General features: G+C 69.4%; 19 protein-coding genes. 1 reads left to right on the top strand and 18 read right to left on the bottom strand.

The annotated features are described in order from the left end of the window. Positions 1-9: 9 nt before the first annotated feature. The 14 genes from OXN85_09220 to murA all read right to left on the bottom strand — a co-directional run bounded on the left by OXN85_09220 (position 10) and on the right by murA (position 16,126). On the bottom strand, positions 10-1,260 hold the full coding sequence (locus OXN85_09220; GenBank protein MCY3600139.1) for a pitrilysin family protein: 1,251 nt from the start codon (positions 1,258-1,260) through the stop codon (positions 10-12). A 92-nt stretch (positions 1,261-1,352) separates the two neighbouring features. Then, on the bottom strand, positions 1,353-3,443 hold the full coding sequence (locus OXN85_09215; protein ID MCY3600138.1) for a polyribonucleotide nucleotidyltransferase: 2,091 nt from the start codon (positions 3,441-3,443) through the stop codon (positions 1,353-1,355). 228 nt (positions 3,444-3,671) lie between these two features. Beyond that, positions 3,672-3,935: a 30S ribosomal protein S15 gene (rpsO, locus tag OXN85_09210; GenBank protein MCY3600137.1), complete on the bottom strand. Its 264-nt coding sequence runs from the start codon at positions 3,933-3,935 to the stop codon at positions 3,672-3,674. A 163-nt stretch (positions 3,936-4,098) separates the two neighbouring features. Beyond that, positions 4,099-5,223, bottom strand: coding sequence for an ATP-binding cassette domain-containing protein (locus OXN85_09205; GenBank protein MCY3600136.1), 1,125 nt, complete (start codon positions 5,221-5,223; stop codon positions 4,099-4,101). Positions 5,224-5,240: 17 nt separating this feature from the next. After that, positions 5,241-6,362, bottom strand: coding sequence for a hypothetical protein (locus OXN85_09200; GenBank protein ID MCY3600135.1), 1,122 nt, complete (start codon positions 6,360-6,362; stop codon positions 5,241-5,243). Beyond that, the gene (locus OXN85_09195) at positions 6,359-7,279 is read right to left on the bottom strand and encodes a bifunctional riboflavin kinase/FAD synthetase (GenBank protein MCY3600134.1); all 921 of its coding nucleotides are present in this window, start codon (positions 7,277-7,279) and stop codon (positions 6,359-6,361) included. The genes OXN85_09200 and OXN85_09195 overlap by 4 nt, the downstream gene beginning before the upstream one ends. Then, positions 7,276-8,190, bottom strand: a complete 915-nt coding sequence (gene truB, locus OXN85_09190) for a tRNA pseudouridine(55) synthase TruB (GenBank protein MCY3600133.1) — start codon at positions 8,188-8,190, stop codon at positions 7,276-7,278. Before truB ends, OXN85_09195 begins: the two co-directional genes overlap by 4 nt. Then, a complete protein-coding gene (gene rbfA, locus OXN85_09185; GenBank protein ID MCY3600132.1) occupies positions 8,180-8,536 on the bottom strand; it encodes a 30S ribosome-binding factor RbfA in 357 nt (118 codons plus the stop codon). Before rbfA ends, truB begins: the two co-directional genes overlap by 11 nt. Before the next feature lie 28 nt (positions 8,537-8,564). After that, the gene (locus OXN85_09180; GenBank protein ID MCY3600131.1) at positions 8,565-8,849 is read right to left on the bottom strand and encodes a DUF503 domain-containing protein; all 285 of its coding nucleotides are present in this window, start codon (positions 8,847-8,849) and stop codon (positions 8,565-8,567) included. A 15-nt stretch (positions 8,850-8,864) separates the two neighbouring features. Further along, entirely contained in the window at positions 8,865-11,585 is a 2,721-nt protein-coding gene (gene infB, locus OXN85_09175; protein ID MCY3600130.1) for a translation initiation factor IF-2, read from the bottom strand. 376 nt (positions 11,586-11,961) lie between these two features. Further along, positions 11,962-13,392, bottom strand: coding sequence for a transcription termination factor NusA (gene nusA, locus OXN85_09170; protein MCY3600129.1), 1,431 nt, complete (start codon positions 13,390-13,392; stop codon positions 11,962-11,964). 9 nt (positions 13,393-13,401) lie between these two features. Next, a complete protein-coding gene (locus OXN85_09165) occupies positions 13,402-13,893 on the bottom strand; it encodes a ribosome maturation factor RimP (protein MCY3600128.1) in 492 nt (163 codons plus the stop codon). A gap of 185 nt (positions 13,894-14,078) precedes the next feature. Continuing rightward, positions 14,079-14,840 carry a laccase domain-containing protein gene (locus tag OXN85_09160; GenBank protein ID MCY3600127.1) on the bottom strand — a complete coding sequence of 254 codons (762 nt, stop codon included), beginning with the start codon at positions 14,838-14,840 and terminating at the stop codon, positions 14,079-14,081. Next, complete coding sequence (gene murA, locus OXN85_09155; GenBank protein ID MCY3600126.1) at positions 14,837-16,126, bottom strand: UDP-N-acetylglucosamine 1-carboxyvinyltransferase; 1,290 nt, start codon at positions 16,124-16,126, stop codon at positions 14,837-14,839. Before murA ends, OXN85_09160 begins: the two co-directional genes overlap by 4 nt. A 220-nt stretch (positions 16,127-16,346) precedes the next feature. Between murA and OXN85_09150 the strand changes: the two genes are divergently transcribed. After that, positions 16,347-16,814: a hypothetical protein gene (locus OXN85_09150; GenBank protein ID MCY3600125.1), complete on the top strand. Its 468-nt coding sequence runs from the start codon at positions 16,347-16,349 to the stop codon at positions 16,812-16,814. 34 nt (positions 16,815-16,848) lie between these two features. Here OXN85_09150 and OXN85_09145 read toward each other — a convergent pair whose 3' ends face one another. The 4 genes from OXN85_09145 to OXN85_09130 are packed head-to-tail and all read right to left on the bottom strand — an operon-like array spanning position 16,849 to position 22,309. Beyond that, on the bottom strand, positions 16,849-19,158 hold the full coding sequence (locus OXN85_09145; GenBank protein MCY3600124.1) for a UvrD-helicase domain-containing protein: 2,310 nt from the start codon (positions 19,156-19,158) through the stop codon (positions 16,849-16,851). Then, on the bottom strand, positions 19,155-20,384 hold the full coding sequence (locus OXN85_09140) for a HAMP domain-containing sensor histidine kinase (protein ID MCY3600123.1): 1,230 nt from the start codon (positions 20,382-20,384) through the stop codon (positions 19,155-19,157). The genes OXN85_09145 and OXN85_09140 overlap by 4 nt, the downstream gene beginning before the upstream one ends. Beyond that, positions 20,381-21,703: a serine--tRNA ligase gene (gene serS / locus OXN85_09135; GenBank protein MCY3600122.1), complete on the bottom strand. Its 1,323-nt coding sequence runs from the start codon at positions 21,701-21,703 to the stop codon at positions 20,381-20,383. Before serS ends, OXN85_09140 begins: the two co-directional genes overlap by 4 nt. 33 nt (positions 21,704-21,736) lie before the next feature. Continuing rightward, on the bottom strand, positions 21,737-22,309 hold the full coding sequence (locus tag OXN85_09130; GenBank protein ID MCY3600121.1) for a hypothetical protein: 573 nt from the start codon (positions 22,307-22,309) through the stop codon (positions 21,737-21,739). Positions 22,310-22,354 lie beyond the last annotated feature (45 nt).

Genomic DNA, 22,354 nt, shown 5'->3' with positions numbered 1-22,354 from the left:
GGGGGACGCTCAGGTCGCGTCCGGTGCGGTACGCCCCGGGGCGTTGCCGGGCGCCAGCTCGAGGGTCGCGAGCCGTTCGGGTGCGAAGTATGCGGCAGCTTCGAAACACTGCGCACGGTCGACCGCGTCGATTCTCGCCGCCACCTCGTCAAGGGTGCGATACTCGTGGCCGTACAGGGCGACGCCGGCCAGCCGGTTCATGCGGCTCGCGGGCGATTCGAGCGAGATCAGAAACTGCCCCTTCAGCTGGCTCCGAGTGTCGTCCAGCTCCTCGCGCGTCAGTCCTTCGCGCGCCAGCACGGCGAGTTCCCTCTCCACCGCCTCGCGCGCCTCATCCGCGGTTTCGGGGCGGGTCCCGACGTAGGCGCCGACGTGGCCCGCTTGCGCGTGGAACCCGTCGAAACTGTACACCGCGTAGGCGAGCCCGAGCGTTTCGCGGATTCTCTGGAAAAGCCGCGAACTCATGCCGCCCCCGAGGGCCGTCGCCGTGACATGGATCGCGTAGCGAAGGGGATCGCGGTACGGAACGGTGAGTCCTCCAGTCACGATGTGCGTCTGACGGCCGCCCTCGCGTCGCATGCGCCGGAAGCCAGATTCGCCGATCGGCGGCGGCGGGTCCGCGGGGGCGGGGACGGCGGGCCGGCGGGGGAGCCAGCGCGCCAGCCCCTCCACGAGGTCCTCATGCTCCACCGCTCCCGCCGCGGCCACGACCACGTTGCCCGGCCGGTACGCCCGATCGTGCACTTCCGCCAGCGCGGACACGGAAAGCGCCCGCACCGACGCGCGGGTGCCGAGGATCGGTTCGCCGTAGGGATGCCCGCCGTAGAGCGCGCGCGCGTGCTCTTCGAAGGCGATGTCCTCCGGGACTTCCGCCGCGGCAGCGATCTCTTCCAGCACGACCTCGCGTTCCACCTCCAGGTCCTGTCCGGAGAGCCGCGGAAAAAAGGCAAGGTCGCACAGCACGTCGAGCGCGACGCCGAGCGCCCCCGCCGGCACGCGCGCCTGGAAGGCGGTGAACTCGTGCGTCGTATACGCGTCCAGCGCGCCCCCGAGCCGCTCCACCTCCCAGGCGAGATCGCGGGCAGAGCGCCGGTGCGTCCCCTTGAAGACCATGTGCTCGAGCAGATGGGACGCGCCGCCGTGCTCGGCATCCTCGTGCACGCGGCCCTGTCTCACCCAGAGGCCGATGGCGACGGAGCGCACGGAATCCATGCGCTCGCTGAGCACAATGGGGCCATCCGGGAGACAGGTTCGGTACACCTCCCGATCGAGCCGGCCTCCCACGCCGGAAGTCGGCCGCAGTTCCCGGGCCGGCCCGCGCGCAGGCGGGCCGGGACGCGACGCGGTCAGGCCTACTCGGCCGGGGCGAGGGCCGCGCGCCGCGAGAGCTTGAGGCGGCCGCGGTCATCCACGGCGAGCAGCTTTACCTTCACCTCGTCGCCCGGGCTGACGACGTCCTCCGTCTTGGCGGTGCGGCCCTCCTCGAGTTCCGAGATGTGGCACAGGCCCTCGACTCCGGGAATGATCTCCACGAAGGCGCCAAAGTCCGTCGTGTTCTTTACGACACCGCGGTAGATCCGTCCGACCTCCGGCTCCTGAACGATGCCTTCCACCATCTCGCGCGCATGCTGCGCGCCCGCGCCCGAAGGCGCTGCGATGGTGACGGTGCCCGAGTCGTCGATGTTGACCTCGGTGCCCGTCTCCTCCTGGATCATCCGGATCGTCTTCCCCTTCGGCCCGATGACCTCGCCGATCTTCTGCGGGTTGATCTGCAGCGTGACGATCCGCGGCGCGTGCGGCGACATTTCCTCGCGGGCCGCTTCGAGCGTCTCGTTCATCGCCGCGAGGATCCGCAGCCGGGCATCGCGCGCCCGGGCCAGGGCCTCGCGCAGCGTGTCGACCGAGAGACCGTCGGCCTTGATGTCCATCTGGACGGCCGTGATCCCGCGCTCGGTCCCCGCGACCTTGAAGTCCATGTCGCCGAGGGCATCCTCCACGCCGAGGATGTCGGTGAGGATTTCAACCCGGTCGTCCTCCTTGATGAGCCCCATCGCGATCCCCGCGCACGGGGCCCGCATCGGCACTCCGGCATCCATGAGGGAGAGCGATCCGCCACAGACCGAAGCCATCGAACTCGACCCGTTCGATTCGAGAATATCGGAGACGACGCGGACCGTGTACGGGAAGTCCTCGTACGCCGGGAGGAGGGCCTGAAGCGCGCGCTCAGCCAGCATCCCGTGTCCCGTCTCGCGGCGGCTCGTACCCCGGAACATCCGCACTTCGCCCGTCGAAAAGCCGGGGAAGTTGTAGTGGAGCATGAAGGACTTCGAGGTTTCTTCGCGTACGTCGACGGAGTCGATTCGCTGCTCGTCCCTCACCGTCCCGAGCGTGGTCACGGCGAGCGCCTGCGTCTGCCCCCGGGTGAAGAGCGCCGAACCGTGGGTGCGCGGCAGCAAACCGACGTCGCACGTGATGTCGCGGACGTCGTTCATGCCGCGGCCATCGATGCGCTCCCCGTCCTCGAGGATGCGTCGGCGCATCGTCTCCTTCTCCAGCTTTCGGAGAGCGGCGCCGACATCTCCCGAGCAATCCGGGTGGTCGGCTTCGAGCCGAGCCGCGAGCTCCTCGCGCAGGGCGGACAGGGCGCGTCCGCGCTCCTCCTTGTCCGCGATCCTCAACGCTTCGCCCACCTGAGCGGCCGCCAGTTCCGTGACCTTCGCCACGACGTCCGGGTCGGGTCCGACGGGCTCGTACTCGAAGGTTTCCGGGGCTCCAGCCTTCCGGACCAACTCGCGCTGGAGCGCGATCAGATCGGCGATGGCCTTCTGTCCGACCTGCATCGCCTCGAGGAATTCATCCTCGGTGGCTTCGAGACAGGCGCCCTCGACCATCACGATCGATTCCTCGGATCCGGCGACGACGATCTCGAGGTCGCACAGTTCGAGGTCATCGAAAGTCGGGTTGACGAGCCACTCGCCCTCGCGGCGGGCGACCCGGACGCCGGCGATCGGCCCGTTCCACGGGATCGGGGACAGGAGGAGGGCCGTCGACGCCCCGAGCATGCCGATGACGTCCGCGTCGTTCTCCTGGTCCGCGGAGATGATGAAACAGACGACCTGGGTGTCGTTCCGGTAGTCCGCGGGGAAGAGCGGCCGGAGGGGCCGGTCGATCTGCCGCGCCGAGACCGTCTCCTTCTCGCCGGGCCGGGTTTCCCGCTTGATGAACCCGCCGGGGAACTTGCCGGCGGCGTAGGTCTTCTCGCGGTACTCGACCGTGAGAGGAAAGAAGGGGAGATGCGTGGGCTTGCGGTCCGCCGTGGCGGTGACGAGCACTGCGGTCTCCCCGTACTGCACATAGACGGCGCCGTCGGCCTGCCGGGCCATTCTGCCCGTCTCCAGGATCAGGGGCCGTCCGTGGAATTCCGTTTCGATTCGGTGTGTCATTCTTTTTTTCTCTTCTTCTTTCGAGGTGTGGCGCTGCGGGATTCCGCGCGCCGCGCCGGCCTCTCACCGGGCCGGACGCTCATGTTGTCTTTTCAACCCTGCATCAGCTTCTTCGATTCAGCACCCCGGTCGGGGGGATCCGGCGCGGTACAAGGGAAGGAAAGTCGGGGGCCCGACGATGCGGGCCGGCGGAAGCGGAGGCGGAAGTCTGCGGAGCGGGGCGGCGCCTCAATGGCGTAGCCCAAGCTCCTCAATGACCGTGCGGTAGCGGTCGAGATCCGTCCGGCGGAGGTAGTTCAACAGTCGGCGGCGACGGCCAACCATCTTCAGGAGTCCGCGACGGCTGTGATGATCCTTTGGATGATCCCGGAAATGCCCGGTCAACTCTTCGATGCGGGCCGTGAGCAGCGCGATCTGCACCGGAGCCGACCCCTGGTCGTTCTCGCGTCGCGAGAACTTCTCTATGATTCCCTGCTTCTCTGTCTTTTCCACGTCTCTCTGTTATCCCTCGATCCGCCGCCCCGCTTCGACCCGCGGAGCGACCGGCAAGACGGCGAAGCCCGCCGTGCCGCTTCAGATACAGCCAACAAAACTAGAATCCGCAAGCGTCTCTGTAAAGGTGCGTCGCCATTCAGTCCCCGAATTGTCCGCCCGTTCACAGGGCAGCGAGAAGCGCCAAGGTCGCTATCTCCAAGCCCAGACACGTCGCGGTCCAGACGATGAACGCGCGGCGGCGGCCGACACCGAGGGCGGACAGGAAGGCGCCCTCGCCCCGCCGGCGATGGTCGATCCACGAGAGAAGGACGCATACTCCGACGACGGGCATCGTGACGCCCGCGGCCCACGGGACAAACGTGCCGTCACCCGCTCGCGGGAGCGTTCCCGTCGCCGCCCCGAACACGGCCAGCGCGAGCCGGACCGTGATCCAGATTCCCGCCGCGGCACCGGCCACCGGTAGCCAGATGCGGCGCATCCGGCTCGATCGCCGCGTTGCGGGCACCGCGGGGTCGGCGTCTCCGCCCCGACGCCGGTCCGGGTCCCCCGAATGGGGATTCGAGCCCGTTCGCAGCTCGGTTGGGCCGCGGCGGCCGAGGTAGTCCCAGCCAAACTCGGGATGCCTCCAGGCCTGTTCCGGAGTCCCCATGACGCGCGTCCCTCCCGCCGTGATCCATACCACTTCATCTGCGGCCTGCATGAGCAGTTCGACCTCGTGTCCCGTGATCAGCACCGCCGCGCCACGTCCGGCCGCGTCCCGCAGTGCCCGGACCGCGCGCTGCTGGTCGACCGGAGCCAAACCGGTCAGTGGCTCGTCGGCGATCAGGCACAGAGGGTTGCGCAGAAGTCCGAAGGTGAGTTCCAGGCGGCGCCGCTCGCCGCCCGAGAGTTCGCGCACCCGACTCTCGAGGAATGGGGACACGTCGAGTGGATCGAGATCGGTCAGTCGACGGGCCTCCGGAAATGCCGCGGCCAGCGTGGCCAGATGGGTGTGAACGCGCCGACTCGGAACGGCCAGCCCCGCATCGGGCACGAAGCACAGACCCTCCCGAGCCAGGCGGGCGACCCGCGGGCGTAGCGTCGCGCGACCACGCCACCTCACGGAGCCGGTTTCCGCGCCGAGAAGCCCGAGGGCGCAGCGCAGGAGCGTGCTCTTTCCGGATCCGTTCCGCCCCAGGAGGAGCGTCACACGCCCCGGCCACGCCTGGACCGAAGCCGCTCTGAGCACTTCCGCGGCACCGAATCGCTTGGCGAACCCCTCCGCCGCGAAGATTGGCTCGCCCACCTGAGAAGAGGCTGTGCTCACAGCCCCGGCGAGCTGGAGGCAGGACAGCCGGGGCCGGCGAGGACGGGCTCGAAGATGACGGCGCGGGCGATTCCGCCGTCCTCCCGAACGCCGAACAGGAGGGCGTCGTCCCCGGTCCCCCGCAGCGCTTCGTCCCGGCGGGTGCGCGCGATGAGTGCCCCGCTGGCGGGATCGATCACATCGAGCATGGTGTCGAGGAGACGGTCGAGTTCGAGCGGCGACGGCGTCGCGACGGCGCCCGCCTCCCGGCTCTCGTCGGCGACCCACGTGCCCGCCCACAACAGGCCGCGGTCGACACGAAGACTGATGACGATGGAGGGAGCCGGCGCCGAAACGGGCGCCCCGGGCTGCGGCGGTCCCGGATCGAACCAGTCGGGCTCTCCGGTCAGGTGCGCGATCGGCTCGCTCCCGCCCCCCGGATCCCACGCCTCGAACCCGTATTCCCCCGCCCGGGTCGTCCACACCCGGCCCTGTCCGTCCAGCGCGACGGGGGCGCGGAAGAAGTTCACGAGCCACGAGGCGACGGGCACGGCACCGAGGCTCGCGAGCCGGACTCCATCGCTACCGATGACTTCCGTCGTCGCACTCAGTCCATCGTCCGTCTGGCCGAACCCCGAGACGGCGTGGCGTTCCCCGGCGCCGAGGGTCGCGAAGTCGAGCCCGTGGAGGCTTCGGATATCCGTCGTTTCAAGCAGTCCTCCATCCGGGGACACATGCGTGATGCGGCGGTTGACGAGGTCGAGGATCCGCAGGCTGCCATCGGATCCGGGGCGCACGCGTCCCGGGACGCGATACTCGCCGGGCCCGTCTCCGTTCCCTCCCAGGACCTCCAGGAAGGCGCCGCCCGAATCGAATACGAGCAGTTGTCCGCGGTTCTCCCCGCTCGCCACGATGTAGTCGCCCCGGGCGGTGCGCGTGATCTCCGGACGGCTGCCGATCGTTCCGGGATCGCCGGGGTCGCCGAGACGAAGAATTTCCCGGAGTTGCACGGCACATTCCCCCGCTTCGTCGGCGATCGCGAGGAGCGGCTGGGCCGCGGACGGTCGCGGGATGCCCGCGCAGACGATCAGGGCGATGAACCACGGATGCCTCGTCGATACCGTCAGTTTGCCGGTCATCTGCCCGTTTCCCTGAAGTATTCGAGGCCGTCCGCGAGATCCCGGCGCATCTGCGCGACGAGATCGTCTCCCGACTCGAACGCCCGCACCTCGCGCAGCCTGTGGAGGACATCGACGATCACGCGCTCTCCGTAGATGTCACGCTTGAAATCGATGAGGAAGAGTTCGATGGCCGGCGGCGAGCCCGCAAAGGTCGGCCGGGGCCCGAGGTGCAGCAGCCCCTCGGTTCGTTCGGAGCCGAGCGTCGCGCGCACGGCGTAGATGCCTTCGGCCGGAAGGAGTTTGTCGGGAGGAGGAGGCGTGAGGTTGGCGGTCGGAAAGCCGAGCGCCCTGCCCCGTCCCAGTCCCCGGATCACCGTCCCGCGGAACGAGTACGGACGACCGAGGCCCGCGGTGGCACCCTCCATGTCGCCCGCCGACACGGCCTGCCGGACCCGGGTGGATGAGACGGGCGATCCGTCCGCTTCGACGCCTCCGACGACGGAGACCTCGAACCCGTGGATTCCGCCCAGCCGCTCGAGCACGGCAACGTCCCCGGCGCGTCCGCGCCCGAACCCGTGGTCGTACCCGATCACGACCTCCGCGGGGCGGAAGCACGGGACGATGAGGTGCTCCACGAACTGCTCGGGGGAGTAACGGGAGAACTCCAGCGTGAAGGAGACGAACGCGGCGTAGTCGAGCCCGAGTTGGGCGAGCATCTCCTTCTTCTCGTCCGGCAGCGTGAGGAGGGCGGGGGCAGCTTCGGGGCGCACGACGCTCAGGGGGTGAGGGTCGAAGGTGAGCAGCACGGCATGGCCGTGCCGGGCGCGCGCTCGGCGCCCGACGTCGCGCAGGATCGCCTGGTGCCCGAGGTGGACTCCATCGAAGGTCCCCATGGTGACGACGGTGCCCCGGACGTGCGGGGGGAGCCCGCTCACGCGGCAAACACCTTCTTCGGGTAGAGGCGGCCATCGCGCTCCTGGGCGATGGCGAAGAGCTCATCGGAGGCGTACAGCGCGACCGGGTTCGTGGAGCCCCCCCGCGAATCGGGCGCGCTCCCGGACGGCGGCAGCACGTCCCCACGCTCGACCGGCCTTCCGTACCGGATCTCGTCCCGCTCTCCATCGTTCAGTTCGCGCCGCCACACCCACGGCAGCGCGGCCATCCCGGGGCGCCAGGCGGTGGACGCCTCGGCCACGGCTTCCGCCACCGCGTCGGGAGCGGTTGCCTCGTCTACCCCGAACGGGCCGATCGCGCTGCGGCGCAGCGCCGTAAGGTGCGCCCCGGGTCCGAGGTCCCGCCCGATGTCGCGGGCCAGCGCACGTACGTAGGTGCCGGTGGAGACGCTCGCGCGGAAGCGGATCCGAGGGAGATCGATGTCCGTGACCGCGATCTCGTGGATGGTCACCTCGCGTGCCTGCAGTTCGGGGCGCTCCCCGCGGCGGGCCAGCGCATAGGCGCGCTCGCCGCCGGTGCGGCGCGCCGAGTAGGAGGAGGGCACCTGGCGTCCGACGCCCTCGCGGGCTGCGAAGGAGGCCCGGATCGCCTCGCCGTCCAGCTCCCGCCAACCGGCATCCTCCGATACGGTCTTCCCCGTGAGGTCGTCCGTGTCCGTCTCCCGCCCCAGCGCCAGCGTCGCATCGTAGGATTTCGGGAGTCCGTGGTAGAGGTCGGCGAGCCGGGTGAACGACCCGACGAGCGACAGCAGGAGCCCCGTCGCGAAGGGGTCGAGCGTGCCCGTGTGGCCGATCCGGCGCACCCCCAGCTTTCGCCGTATCCGAAGGACGATGTCGTGCGACGTCGCTCCGGCCGGCTTGTCGACGAGGAGCAGACCGGCTTCAGTCGTCACGCGGCCCCGCGTCCTCGCGAGCCCGGCGCAGCAGTTCCTCGATCCGGCTCGCGTGCTCGGGCGTTTCATCCGGCAGGAAGCGGAACTCCGGGATCTTCCGCAGCCGGAGCGACCGGCCCAGTTCCCGTCTTATGAACCCCACCGCGTGTTCCAGCCCCTCGATTCCCTCCGACACATCCTCGTCCGAGCGAATGTAGACGGTCGCGAAGGAGAGATCCCGGGTGGCCCGCACGTCGGTCACCGTCACTCCGTCGAGACGCGGATCCTTGAGCGATCCGAGAAGGAGGCGCGTGAGTTCGCGCCGGAACAGTTCGCCCAACCGTTCGCTCCGGTGACGATGGGTCACGCGCTCCCCCGCGCCGGGCCGCCGGCCTTCACAGGAACTCGGTCTCCGACTCGATGACGTGCGCCCTCGGGTCGGATCTCAGGAAGAGGTCGACGCGTCCGAGGACCGATTCGGCATGCCGACGTTGGCCCGATACGACGCAGGCCGTGATCTCGGCCATCGAGGCCCGGTCGCGGAGGCCGGTCTCGGAGGCGGAGACCCGGAACTTCAGGATGGTGCGCTCGCGCAGGCCGCGGACCACCGACCGCTTCGCCTTGAGCGACCGGCAGCCCGGGAGGTGAAACACCCAGCGGCCTACCCCGATGACGGCCATGATGCCCGCCGAAGGTCAGCCTGCCGGTGCTCCGGAGAGGGTGCGCGCAACCTCCACCACCTCGTAGCACTCGATCACATCGCCAATCTTGATATCGTTGTAGTTCTCGACCGAGATGCCGCACTCGTACCCGTCTCTCACCTGGCGCACATCCTCCTTGAACCGCCGCAGGCTGTCGATCCGACCCTGGTAGATCTGGATCTGGTCGCGCAGGAGGCGGATTGGAAGGTTCCGCCGCATGGTGCCGGTCTGGACGTAGCAGCCTGCGATCGTCCCGGCCTTCGGGACGCGGAAAAGCTCGCGGATCTCGGCCATGCCGACCGTGACCTCACGCTGCTCGGGCGCGAGCAGGCCTTCGAGCGCGAGACGGATCTCCTCTACCGCTTCGTAGATCACGTTGTAGATCCGGATCTCGATTGATTCGCGTTCCGCGGCGGCCGCCGCGCCGGCGTCGGGTCGGACGTGGAAACCGACGATGATCGCCTGTGAAGTCGAGGCGAGAAGGATATCGGACTCGTTGATGCCGCCCACCGCCCGGTGGATGACCTCCACCGAAACCTCGTCGGTCGACAGCCGCTCGATGCTGTCGGAGAGCGCCTGGACCGAGCCGTCCGTATCGCCCTTGATGACGACGTTCAGACGCGCGCCCTCGCCCGCCTTGACCGCGGCGAAGACATCCTCGAGTCGCGTTCCGGTCGCCCGGCGACGGATGTCCTTCTCGCGCTCCAGCTGCTGGCGCCGCGAGACGATCTCGCGCACCCGCGCGGCAGAGAGGACCACGAGGGAGTCGCCCGCCTGCGGCACCCCTTCGATCCCGAGCACCCGCACGGGGATCCCCGGACCGGCGCTCGTGACTTTTCGGCCCCGCTCATCGAGGAGTGCGCGAACCCGACCGCCATGGAGTCCGCAGACGAAATCGGCACCCACCTCCAGCGTACCCCGCTCCACGAGCACGGTCGCCACCGGACCCATGCCGCGGTCCAGCTGCGCCTCGACGACCGTCCCCCGGGCCTCTCGCTCCGGGTTCGCCTTCAGCTCGAGAATCTCGGCCTGGAGAAGGACCTTTTCGAGGAGGTCGTCCAACCCTTCCCCCGTCTTCGCCGAGACATCCGCGCCGAGGATCTCGCCGCCGAAGTCCTCCAGAACCACCTCGCGCGCGAGGAGCTCCGTCTTGACCCGATTCACATCCGCCGCGGGGAGATCGACCTTGTTCACCGCGACGACGATCGGCACCGACGCGTTCCGGGCGTGGCTGATCGCCTCGATCGTCTGCGGCATCACGGAGTCGTCGGCCGCCACGACGAGGATCACGATGTCCGTAACTTCCGCGCCGCGCGCACGCATGGCCGTGAACGCCTCGTGGCCGGGCGTGTCGAGGAAGGTGATCGTTCGGCCCTCCGAGAGAACCACGTGATAGGCGCCGATATGCTGCGTGATCCCGCCGGCCTCTCCCGCGATCACGTTCGTGCTCCGGATACGGTCGAGCAGCGAGGTCTTTCCATGGTCGACGTGGCCCATCACCGTCACGATGGGCGGCCGGGGCACCAACTGGCTCTCGTCCTCGGGCATATCTTCGTCGTCGCTGGCGAGGTCCGCTTCGAACCCCTCCTCGCGGATCGCCGTGAAGCCGGCTTCCTCGCAGATGAGTTCGATCTGGCCGAAGTCGAGCCGCTGATTGATCGTCACCATGAGGCCGAGGTTCTTGAACGCCGACGTGATGATGGCCTGCGGCGGGACCTCGATCAGGTCGGCGAGCTCCGACACGGTGAGGAACTCGTTGACCCGAACCGTCGCCTTCTCCGTGCGCTGTTCGAGTTCGCGCTGCTCGCGCTCCGCCTCGCGCTGCTGCTGCTGCGTCTCGCGACGCCGCTTCCGCGGCGAGGACTGCCCCATCGCGGCCAGCGTCTTGCGGAAATTCTGCTGGACGGCGTTCCGGTCCACGCGACGCCGCTTTTTTCCATCTCCGCCGCGAGACTTCTTGCGACCATCGACCGTGTAACCTTCCGCCGAGATTCGCACCTTGCCGCCGGGGCCCGCCGAGGCCCTGGGGCCCGAGGGCGCCGACGGGGAGGCGGGCGACGGCATGTCCCGACGGACCGGCTTCGGCCGACGCGCGGGACGAGGCGGATCGGACGGCGCCTCCACCTCCCCGTCCGCCGCCGGTTCCACAGGTTCCGTTTCGGTCTCGGCGAATTCCGGCGCCGTCGGCTCCGCTACCTCGACACTCGCTTCCGGCTCCGCCGCCTCGGCCTCCTCGGGGGCGGTCTCGGGAGCCTCGGAGGGCTCCGGAGCGACCTCGACCTCAGGCTCGAATTCGGTCTCCGCCCGCGGGGCCTCGGTGTCGGTTTCAGCTTCGGGCTCGACCTCGGGCTCGACCTCGATCCCGGCCTCGACCGGAGATTCGGCATCGGGCGCCTCGGCGGCTGCGGTCTCGGCCTCTTCCATCGCCTCGGGCGATGGCCCGGGCCCTTCTTCGATTTCGACGTCCGGCGTCGCGGCGGTGAGCGACGCGGGAGCGGCCCTCCGCCGGCGACGGCGTCGCCGCACGGGGGCCGCGGTTCCGGTGACCGCCTCACCCCTCCGTTCGCGTTCGAGCCGTGCGTGCAGACGCGCCACACTCGCCGAATCCACGCTCGACATGTGGCTCCGCACGGGCACCTCCATCTCCCGCAGCAGCTGGATGAGGTGACTCGTGTCGAGTCTCAGTTCCTCCGCGACCTCGAAGACACGCTTCATTGTCCAGGCACCTGCCCTTCCGGATCTCCCCGCGACCCGGAGCTTTCGTCACGCCACGAAGGCGTGCGCTCCCCCTCGAGAATCCGCTGCGCCAGCGCCGAATCCGTGACGCCGACGACGGCTACATTGTTCCGTCCCAGCGCCCGTCCTAGCGCCCTGCGACTCGTCACTGTTACACGCGACGCCCGCCGCGCCTGTGGCGTGAGGCGGGTCAGTGCATGCCGCGATGCGTCGCTCGCGACCACGAGGAGGGCGAGCCTTCCCCTGCGCGCCGCGATGTCCACGGCGCGGGTCCCGAGCGCGACCCGGCCCGCGCGCTTCGCGATCCCGAGCAGGCTCAGCGTCCCCCCCGCCCGTCCCCGGGCTCCGCCGCGCTTCAGGCGGTCCCCTCGCCCGAGGCCGCGGTACTCAACGCATCGGCCGCCTCCCCGGATGCCGGCTCCGGCGGCGCATCCGCGGCCGCCGCGTCCGCGGGCGCCTCGACAGCCGTCTCCGCGGCCCCGGCGCCCTCCGTCTGTGCCTCGTCCACGACGGTCAATTCGTCGATGAGCGCCTCCAGGGTATCCGCCTCGTCCGCCCCGATCCCTGGAACCTGAAGGAAATCGCTCCGATCCATGTCGAGGAGTCCGTAAAAGCTGCCGATCCCGGCCGCCTCGAGCGCCGCGAGGGTTGCCGGGGCGATCCCCTCGAGCTCGGAGAGCGGGAAGTCGGACATCTCGTATTCGTCATCGCCTCCGAACAGGCCAGCCTCTCCGCCGCGCTCCATCCAGTCACGGCTGGAATAGAGGTCGATCTGCCAGCCGATGAGCTGCGACGCCAACCGCACGTTCTGTCCGTTTCGCCCGATCGCCAGCGACAGCTGGTCCTCGTCCACAATCGCCGTAATGACGTGCCGTTCCTGATCCGAGATCACCTTCGCGACCCGGGCCGGAGCCAGGGCTCGGCGGGCGAAGATCTCCGGGTCCGGGTGCCACGGGACGATGTCGATCCGTTCGCCGCTCAACTCCGACACGACAGCCTGGACGCGCGACCCCTTCAGGCCGACGCAGGCCCCGACCGGGTCGACGGACTCATCCCGGGACGCGACGGCCACCTTGGTGCGCCCGCCCGCTTCACGGACGATCTCCTTGATGTCCACGATATCCTGGTAGATCTCCGGCACCTCGAGCGCGAAGAGCGAAGCGACGAACTGGGGGTCCGCCCGCGAAAGGATGAGTCGCGGTCCGCGCGGCGTCTCCTCCAGCAGCTTCAGCACGGCGCGGATCGGCTCGCCCTGGCGGAAGCGTTCCCGGGGATTCTGCTCCCGCCACGGGATGATCGCCTCGGCTTCGCGAGACCGGTTCAGCATGACGACGAGTTTGCCGCGCTCGCTCGCCTGCACCTCGCCTGACACGAGGTCCCCTACCCGGTCGTTGAACTCCATCCGGATGCGGTCGCGTTCTCCCTCGCGGATACGCTGGATGATCCTCTGCTTGGCGGCCATCACCGCGCTGCGGCCGAAGTCCCTGAAGTCGACCGGGATCTCCATGAGGTCGCCGACCTGGAAGTCGGGGTCATCCCAGCGAGCCTGCTCAAGCGTTACTTCCTGCGCCGGATCCTCGACCTCGTCAACGACTTCCTTGAGGACGACGATCGAGATGTCGCCGCCATCGGTGACGTCGATTTCCGCCTCGACCGGACCGCCGAAACGACGGGCGAGAGCCGCATGGATCCCTTCGCGGATGAGATCATGCAGCTCCAGTTCCGTCAGCGACTTGTTCGCCGCCATCATGCGGAACGCTTCAACGATCGGGATCTGATCGCTCATTGCCTCTCTCTATCTCCCATCCACGCCTCCGGCCGCGTCCCAGTCGTAGACCAGGCGGGCGGAGGCCACGAGCTCCAGCGGGATCTCCACACGATCCCCTTCGATCTCCAGCGCGAACGTGCCGGGAAGGCCGTCCACCATCCCGAGCAGCATGCCGTCCACCCTCCGGCCTCGATCGGCCAGCGGACCGTAGCCCCGAACGCAAATCCGCGACCCGGCGAAGCGCTCGTAGTCCGCGGCCTTCACCAGCGGCCGGTCCACTCCCGGCGACGACACTTCGAGCACCCAGTCCTCAGTCGCCCCATCTTCAAGTGCGACACGCAGTTTCCTCGTCACGGCGACGCAGTCGTCGACGGTCACGCCCGATCGGGCCGCCGACGCGCCCGGCCGATCGATCCGGAGCCGGAGCAGCGGCCGGCGGCGGCCTCCGCCGCGCTCCATCTGCACGACCTCGAAGCCAAGGCCTTCGACCGCGCGTTCGATGTCCGCCGGGTCCAGCATGACCGACCCCTTCGGCGAATCCGGTTCGCCCTACTGCAAAAAAAAGTGGGGCCCGTACAGCTTCCCCACTTCGAGTAACGCCATCGTCCGCCGACCCGCGCGGACGTATGTGAACATGCGACTCCGAACATACGGCGGGGTCCGACCCGCTGCAACAGCCCGTTCCGCCTGTCGGTGCCCCCGGTTCAGCCGCTTCGCAGCCCCAGGAAGGCGGCCATCCGTCCCGCCGTGCCGCCGCTCGCGCGGTGCGAATGAAGGTCGCCGGGGCCGCATGACGTGCAGAAACGGGAGCTCGAAAGGGCGTCGGGTGCGATGCCGGCCGTCGCTGCCTGGGCGGCGAGGATGCCCCTCAAGTCGAGTTGTGCGCGCGTGCCGCCGAGGCCGAAGGCGGAAAGCACGGGTGTGTCGACCTCGTAACAGTCCCCGCAGATCGCGGGCCCCAGATGGACTCGGAGGTCCGCGACGGTGCGGGGGGATCCGCCGTCGAGACCGCGGGCGAGCCGGGAGATCGCGCGCGGAAGGATGCCCGCCGCCGCCCCACGCCAACCCGCGTGGATCAGCCCGATGTGCCCGAGTTCACGGGACCAGAGGTAGACCGGAACGCAATCCGCGGCGGTCGCGGCCAGGAGCCAACCGGGCCCGACCGCGAGCTGGCCGTCCACGCGACCCGCCCGGTGGACGGTACACCCCCCCGAGTCCGGGGCGGATCCGGCCCTGATCTCCCGCAGATCCGTGCCGTGGACCTGAGTCGGCACCGATACCCGGCGGAAGCCAAGTTCCCGTGCCAGATCCGCGTAGACCGCAGTCACGTGTGCCGGGGAGGCCTCCGCGACCGCGAGGTCCCCGCGTTCCGCCGTGGTGATCCCGCAGACCACACTCGGATCGAGCGACTCCCACTGCGACAACCGCAGCATGCCGTCCTTCCGGATCTCCGCGACCTCCGTCATGAGCCGTCCGGCTCCACCCGCTCGATGCGGGCTCCCACCGACGCGAGGCGTTCATGGATGCGCTCGTAGCCGCGCTCGATCTGCCCGATGTTGTACACGCGACTCGCGCCTTCCGCCGCAAGCGCCGCGATAAGGAGCGCCATGCCGGCCCGGATGTCGGGGCTCTCGAGGGTCGCTCCGCGTAGCGGCGAAGGTCCCACGACGACGGCCCGGTGCGGATCGCAGAGGACGATGCGGGCGCCCATGGCGATCACCTTGTCGACGAAGAACATCCGCGACTCGAACATCTTCTCGTGAATGAGGACGGTGCCGCGGCACTGGGTCGCGGCCACGAGCGCGATGCTGATCAGATCCGCGGGGAACGCCGGCCAGGGCCCGTCGTCGATCTTCGGAATCTGGCCGCCGAGATCGGGCTGGATCTCGAGCTCTCCCGCGCCGCGCACGAGGAGCTGGTCGTCGCGCCACGCGAATTCGAGGCCGAGGCGTCGGAAGCCCACGCGAAGCGGGTCGAAGTGGGCCGGATCCACTCCGGCGATCCGAAGGGTCGAGCCCGTCGCCGCCGCCAACCCGATCACGCTCCCGACTTCAATGTGATCCGGCCCGATCCGGAACGTCCCTCCTCCCAGCGTCTCCACGCCCTCGATGACGAGCCGCGAGGTTCCGATGCCCTCGATGCGGGCGCCAAGCGTGATGAGAAAGCGGCACAGGTCCTGTACGTGGGGTTCCGTTGCGGCGTTACGAAGTTCCGTCGTGCCCGTCGCCGTGGCCGCCGCGAGCACCGCGTTCTCCGTCCCCGTAACGGACGGCTCATCGAGGAAGACGGAGGCGCCGCGGAGACCGGGAGCGCTCAGGACGTAGCGGTCTCCAACGTCGACCGCCGCTCCGAGCGCCTGCAGCGCAAGCATGTGGGTGTCCAGACGGCGGCGCCCGATGAAATCTCCGCCGGGGTGCGGGAGCTGGCACGACCCTATCCGGGCGAGCATCGGGCCCGCGAGCAGCACCGATCCGCGGATCCGGCCGGCCAGGTCCTCATCCGGGATCGCCCGCGGATTCACCCCGGCGGCGTTGAGTTCGAGAACGCCGGGCGCCGTCCAGCCACCCTCGACTCCGAGCCTGCGGAGGAGGTCGAGCAGCGTCTCCACGTCGGTGATGCGCGGGACGTTCTCGATTCGCACCGGCTCGTGCGTGAGGAGCGTGGCGGCGAGGATGGGGAGGGCGGCGTTCTTGTTGCCGGCCGGCGTGAACACGCCGCTCAGCTCGTGGCCACCCTCGATCCGATAGTACATCGCGCCTCCTCCCGCCCGTTCCCACATCCGGCCTGGCGGTCCGTGGTAGAGCCCCGCTGCATTCGAGCCGCAAGTGCTCGCAGGGGCCTGCAACGGACGGCTTGCCGGCGCCGCGCGCCAAAGTAGCCGGCGGACGGATGGCGGCCTATACTCTCCTCCCTTGGCAGTGCGTGGCGAAATTCCGCGTCAGTGCTTCCGACTGTCCTCCGGGGGAGCCGCAGTGACCACATACGAGATCGCGGTCGTGGCCGGGATGGCGGTTTGGCTCGTCGTCGCGCTGGCGATTCTCATCGTCCTCTTGCACGCAGTCCGCCTGCTGCGCGAGACCCGCGAGCCGCTGAGACGGATCTCGGGCACGGTCAACGACCTCAGCGACCGCCTCAAGCCGGTGCTGCACAACGTCGAACAGGCAAGCGACCAGGCGCGGCGCATTGCGGGCCGACTCCGGGACGACGCCGACGGCGTGGGACAGGCGCTCAAGAGCGCGAGCGAATCCACCGGCCGCATGGTGGACCTGGTCGAGGAGCGGGTGGTCGAGGTCGCGGCGCTGCTCGCTGTCGTTCAGGAGGAGGCCGAGGAGACGTTCCTTACGACGGCCTCCCTGCTGCGCGGACTTCGGCGCGGCAAGGACAACGTCTCGACGGCAAAGCGGGTGGCCCGGGCCCTGGGGGAACGCGGGGGCGAGTGACCGGGGCGGCCGGGCCAGGCGGCGGCTACGGCTGCTAAGCCGGGCGCAACCCCGCGTACGCGACGACGACCTTCTTCCGGCCGACCTCCTCGAACGCGATGTCGGCCTTGGCCTCCCTCCCGAAGCCGTACACCTGCAGCACCTCGCCGGCCCCGAAGCGCGGGTGCACCACGCGTACGCCCGGGGTGAGCGAGAGCGGCACCTGCGAGTCTTCGTAGTCGTACTCGAGCTCGCCCGGAGGTCCCGACCTTTCGTCCCCGCCGGAACCGGTGGCACGGCCCGATGCGCGATCCGGACCCCTCTGCCAGGCGAAGGAGCGGCCGCCCCGCGCCCCTCCTCCCGGCGGGCGGCGGCCGAACCCCCGGGCGTCGCGGGGGCGCCGCCGCCCCCAGCGCGGCTCCGCAAGCCGCGGATGCACGTGTTCCTCCGGGAGTTCATCAATGAAGCTCGACGGGGCCGAGCGACTGGCCATCCCGGCCCGCCAGCGGTGGTCCGCATACGTAAGGCTCAGCCGGTCCATCGCGCGCGTGACCCCCACGTAGAAGAGGCGCCGTTCCTCTTCCAGCCCGCCCGGCGCCTCCACCGCCCTCGAGAGAGGAAAGAGTCCCTCCTCCAGCCCGCCCAGGAAGACCACCGGAAACTCGAGTCCCTTCGCATTGTGCAGCGTGATCATCGTCACCGCTTCACCGTCGAAGTCGGCCTCATCGAGGTCGGAACGCAGCGAAACGGACTGCAGGAACAATTCGAGATCCGTGGCTTCGTCGTCGGGGTCCTCCACGTCGTCGCGCTCGAACACCTCGGCCGCCGCGAACAGTTCGCTCACGTTCTCCAGGCGGTCCGCGCCGTCCTCCTCCTCCGCGAGCGCCGTGGCCAGGCCGAAGGTTGCGACGCACGCCTCGAGCGCTTCCCGGGCACCGCTGCCGGGTAGCGAAGCCCGCAGGTCGGCGAGCCCGTCGGCGAACCGCCTCAGGCCGCGCGCCGCCGCCCTCGGGATGCCGTCTTCGTGCCGCGCCCGCGCCGCAACCGCCGCGAGCGGCTCCACGGCTTCGCCTGCTCCGGCGCCCGCGCGGGCGAGTGCCTCCAGCCTTTCGAGGCTCTTCGCCCCGACCCCGCGCCTCGGCCACCCCACGGCGCGCAGGAACGCGGCGTCGTCCGCCGGGTTCACGAGAAGGCGCAGATAGGCCATGACGTCCTTCACCTCGCGACGTTCGTAGAACGGGACGCCGCCCACGATCCGGTACGGGATGCCGGACCGCCGGAACGCCTCCTCGAAGGCCCGCGACTGGGCGTTCGTGCGGTAAAGCACCGCAAACTCGTTCAAGCCCCGGGCGCCGCGGCCCGCCTCGATCCGCGACGAGACCCACGCCGCTTCCGCCCGCTCGTCATCGCAGCGGACGACCTCGATCGGATCGCCGGCCTCCCGCTCCGTATGCAGCCGCTTCGGCTTCCTCGCGAGGTTCCGCGAGATGACGGCGTTCGCGACCTCGAGAATCGACCCCGTCGAGCGATAGTTGCGCTCCAGCCGCACGACGTGCGCGCCGTGGAAATCGGCCTCGAAGTCGAGGATGTTCCGGATGTCCGCTCCACGCCATCCGTACACCGCCTGATCGTCGTCCCCCACGACGCACAGGTTGCCGTGCTTCGAGGCCAGCGCCTTCACCATCCGGTACTGGGCGTGGTTCGTGTCCTGGTACTCGTCCACGAGCACGTGAGCGAAGCGCGCGGCGTAGCGGTCCTGCACGCCGTCCGCCGTCTCCAGCAGGCGGACCGTCTCGAAGAGGAGGTCGTCGAAATCGTAGGCGTTGCGCCGAGCCAGTTCGCGCTGGTACGCGGGATAGACCTTCGCCACGACCTCGGCCAGAAGGTCGAAGGCCTCGGATTCGTACTCGGCGGGACCCATGAGCGCGTTCTTCGCGCTGGAGATCCGGCCGCGCAACGCGCGGGGCGCCCAGCGCCTGGGATCGTAGCCCTCCGACTCCATCACATCCCTGAGCGTGCGGATGGCGTCATCCTCGTCGTAGATCGTGAAGGCGCGCGTACGGGATGTGTGCGGAGCCTCGATGCGAAGGAGGCGCGCGGCGACCGAGTGGAACGTGCCGATCCACAGGCCCCGCGTGGAACGACCGATGAGTCCCTCGATTCGTTCCCGCATCTCCCCGGCGGCCTTGTTCGTGAAGGTGACGGCGAGGAGGCGCGTGGGCTCCAGCCCCTCGTCGATGAGGCGGGCGGCCCGCGCCGTGAGCACGCGCGTCTTGCCGGAGCCCGCGCCGGCGAGGACCAGCAGCGGCCCTTCGCCGTGTTCGACCGCGTCCCGCTGCTCCGGGTTAAGGCGAAGTCCCCTCACGTCCCCCGTTTCCCGGGCCGGTGACGCGGGAGTTCGATGCGGAAGCTCGCGCCCCGCCCCGTGTCCTCGAGGCGGATCGAGCCATCGTGCATGTCTTCGATGATGCGCCGCGCGAGAGACAGGCCGACGCCCCAGCCGTGCTTCTTCGTCGTGACGCCGATGTTGAAGATCTTGTCCCGGAGCGCGGGGGGGATCCCCGGCCCGGTGTCCAGCACCCGGAACACGGACCGCTTGCCGCTCGGGCCGAGGTGGGAGATCACGATCCGGCCGCCATCGGGGGCCAGCGCGTCGATCGCGTTCCTGATCAGGTTCTCGAACGCCCACTCCAGGAGCGTCGGGTTGCCCAGCACGTCCGGCGACTCGGGCTCCATCTCCACCGCGATTTCGATCTTGCCGGTGCGGGAGAGCGTGGGGAGGCGCGCCTCGAAGTACTGTCGAAGCTGGATGGCGGTGGCGCGCACGGACATGGGCTCGAGCTTGGGCTTGTGGCCGATGAGTTCGAAGCGGCGCGACACCTTCTGCAGGCGCGTCACATCCGCCGCCATCTCGTCGATGAGGTCCGGTTGCCCGACCTCCGATCCCCGGGGGCGCGGCCGGTCTTCGAGCACCTCCAGCCAGCCGACGAGCGAACTCAGCGGGGTCCCCATCTGGTGCGCCGATTCCCTGGCCATGGCAGACCAGATACGCTCCCGCTCGCTCCGGAAGGAGAGGAAGAGGAGCCAGCCGCCACTGCCGAGGATGACGAGGAGCGACGCCGCCTGCAGCCACGGGACCAGGCGAAGACTGCTCGTGAACTCGGGGTCGCCGAAGTGGACCTGGAGGCCGGGCGCCTCGAAGGGCGGCCGCAGGGCGTCGAGTTCCGCCACGAATTCGCGTAGCGCCTGGTCGTCCGGTTCGCCGGTCGGGTCGAGCGGGAAGTCATCGGGCAGGTGCGCGGAACTGCTCGGGTTGCCCAGCGTGTCGGTGATCACGATGGGGATGCGGAGACGCCGGACCTGGGCGCCCACCTGCTGCGAGGCCTGGTTCCAGAGTTCGTTCTGTTCCTCGACCGTGAGGTTGCCCGACGCGGCCGCGATGCTGATCGCCGTCAACTGCCCGAGGACCGCGGCGTCGAGCCGGCGTTCCTCCGCCTGTTGACGCGAGAAGATGGCGGACCAGACGAGGACGCTCGTGGACAGAATCGCAAGCAGAAGCGCGCCGCCGCGCCGGTTCCAGAGCCGGATCACCGGCAGAGCTCGAGCCGCTCGAACCCGAGATAGGGGTGGAGAATCTCCGGGAGCAGGATCCCCTCACCCTCGCGGAAGCCCGTCTCGAGCAACACCACGATGAGCCGGGCGAGAGCCAGCGCCGAGCCGTTGAGCGTGTGCACGTGCAGGGGGCGTCCTCCGCCCTCGGGCCGGAAGCGGATATCGGAGCGCCGCGCCTGGAAGTCCCCGTACGAAGAACAGCTGGACACCTCGAGCCATGCCTCGACGCCCGGAGCCCAGATCTCCAGGTCGTACGTGATCGCGTTCGCGAATCCGAGATCTCCCAGCGGGAGCAGAACCCGGCGGTAGGGGACTTCAAGAAGCTCGAGCACCCGCTCCGCGTGGCGGGTCAGGAGCTCCAGTTGCGCCTCCGATTCTTCGGGCCGGCAGATGCGGACGATCTCCACCTTGTCGAACTGGTGCACCCGCAGGAGCCCTCGCGTGTCGCGGCCCGCGGCGCCGGCCTCCCGCCGGAAGCAGGGCGTGTGCGCGACGTACGCCAGGGGAAGGTCGTCCGCGGACAGGATCTCTCCCCGGTGCATATTCGTGAGGGGCACCTCGGCCGTGGGCACGAGGAAGAGGTCGTCGGGATCCGTCCGGTAGGCGTCGTCCTCGAACTTGGGGATGTGACCGGTCCCCGTCATCGAATCCCGCGAGACGACGAGGGGAGGCAGGATCTCGAGGTATCCGTGCTCGCGGACGTGGAGGTCGAGCATGAACTGAATGAGCGCGCGGCTGAGGCGGGCGCCGCCCCCGACCAGGAGCGGAAAACCGGAGCCCGCGATCTTCGCCCCGCGCTCGATATCCAGCGACGGCGTCCGTCCCCCCGGCAGCGCGCCGGCGGCGGGGTCCGTATGGCCGTGCGTTGCACCGAGCACCCAGTGCGGCGGTACTTCGCCCTTCCGCGGGGCGCCCCACTCCGCGACCGTCGGCCCTTCCCCTTCCTCGCCGGGCGGGACGCGGGGGTCCGGGATATTCGGGATCTGCAGGAGCCAATCACGCATTTCCGCCTCGGTCCGGGCGAGGTCCGCGTCGAGGGCCCGGATCCGCGCGGCCACGCGGCGCATGGCCTCGATCTCCGCCGATGCGTCCTCTCCCCTGCCCTTCGCCGCGCCGATCGCCTTCGACGCCGTGTTCCGCTCGGCCTTGAGGACTTCCACCTCCCGGATCAGGCGGCGGCGGACCTCATCCGCCCGCAGCGTCTCCTCCACGAGTCCCGCGGCGTGCTCGTCGCCGCGTCTCCGCATGGCATCGCGGACGCGTTCGGGATCGTCGCGGAGGGTTCTGAGGTCAAGCATCTCGCTGGGGGGCGGGATCGGCCGGACAGGGCGTCACAGCGAACCGTGCGTGCCCGGTTCGAGGACGATGTCTCCGCAGTTCGGGTTCACCAGGTGGCGGAAGACGATCGTGCCCGCATCGGGGTCGATGGAGAGAACCTGCAGCTTCGCGTAGCGGCTGCAGGCGAGAAAGTTGTTCGGATCGACTCGACTGCGGGCGATGAGCACGTCCCCCGGCTGCACCGCGATGGGTGCGTTCAGGGTATAGCCCTCCTCCGGAGCTTCGAGCACGGCGTCGAAGCGTTCGCCGGTGATCTGGAGCCCCGCGTCCGTGACGCTGTCCGCAACCGCCGAGAAGGGGACGAGTTCCGGCGTCCCGGCCTGGATCCGAAAGAGGAAATCCCAGTTCAGCGTCTGGTCCACGCGGGCCGGAATCGCGAGTACGATGTCGAACGCCGGGGGATCTTCGAGGCGACCCGTCACGTAGTCATACAGCGTAACTTCCGTCGGCGTGAGTGGGACATCGCCGAGGAAGGCATCGAACGGATCGTCGCAAGCCGTCGCCGCGAGCGCGAGGATCAGCGCTCCGAGCCGGACGGACGGGCAGGTTCGGTATCGGGGGAGCATGGCGCGAAAACTGTCGCCCGGTCGGGACTCGGGCAAGAAAAAACG

Source organism: Candidatus Palauibacter australiensis (assembly GCA_026705295.1).
In the GTDB taxonomy this organism is placed as follows: domain Bacteria; phylum Gemmatimonadota; class Gemmatimonadetes; order Palauibacterales; family Palauibacteraceae; genus Palauibacter; species Palauibacter australiensis.
Note: the sequence above shows the minus strand (reverse complement) of the source record. Positions and strands in the feature narration are given on the sequence as shown.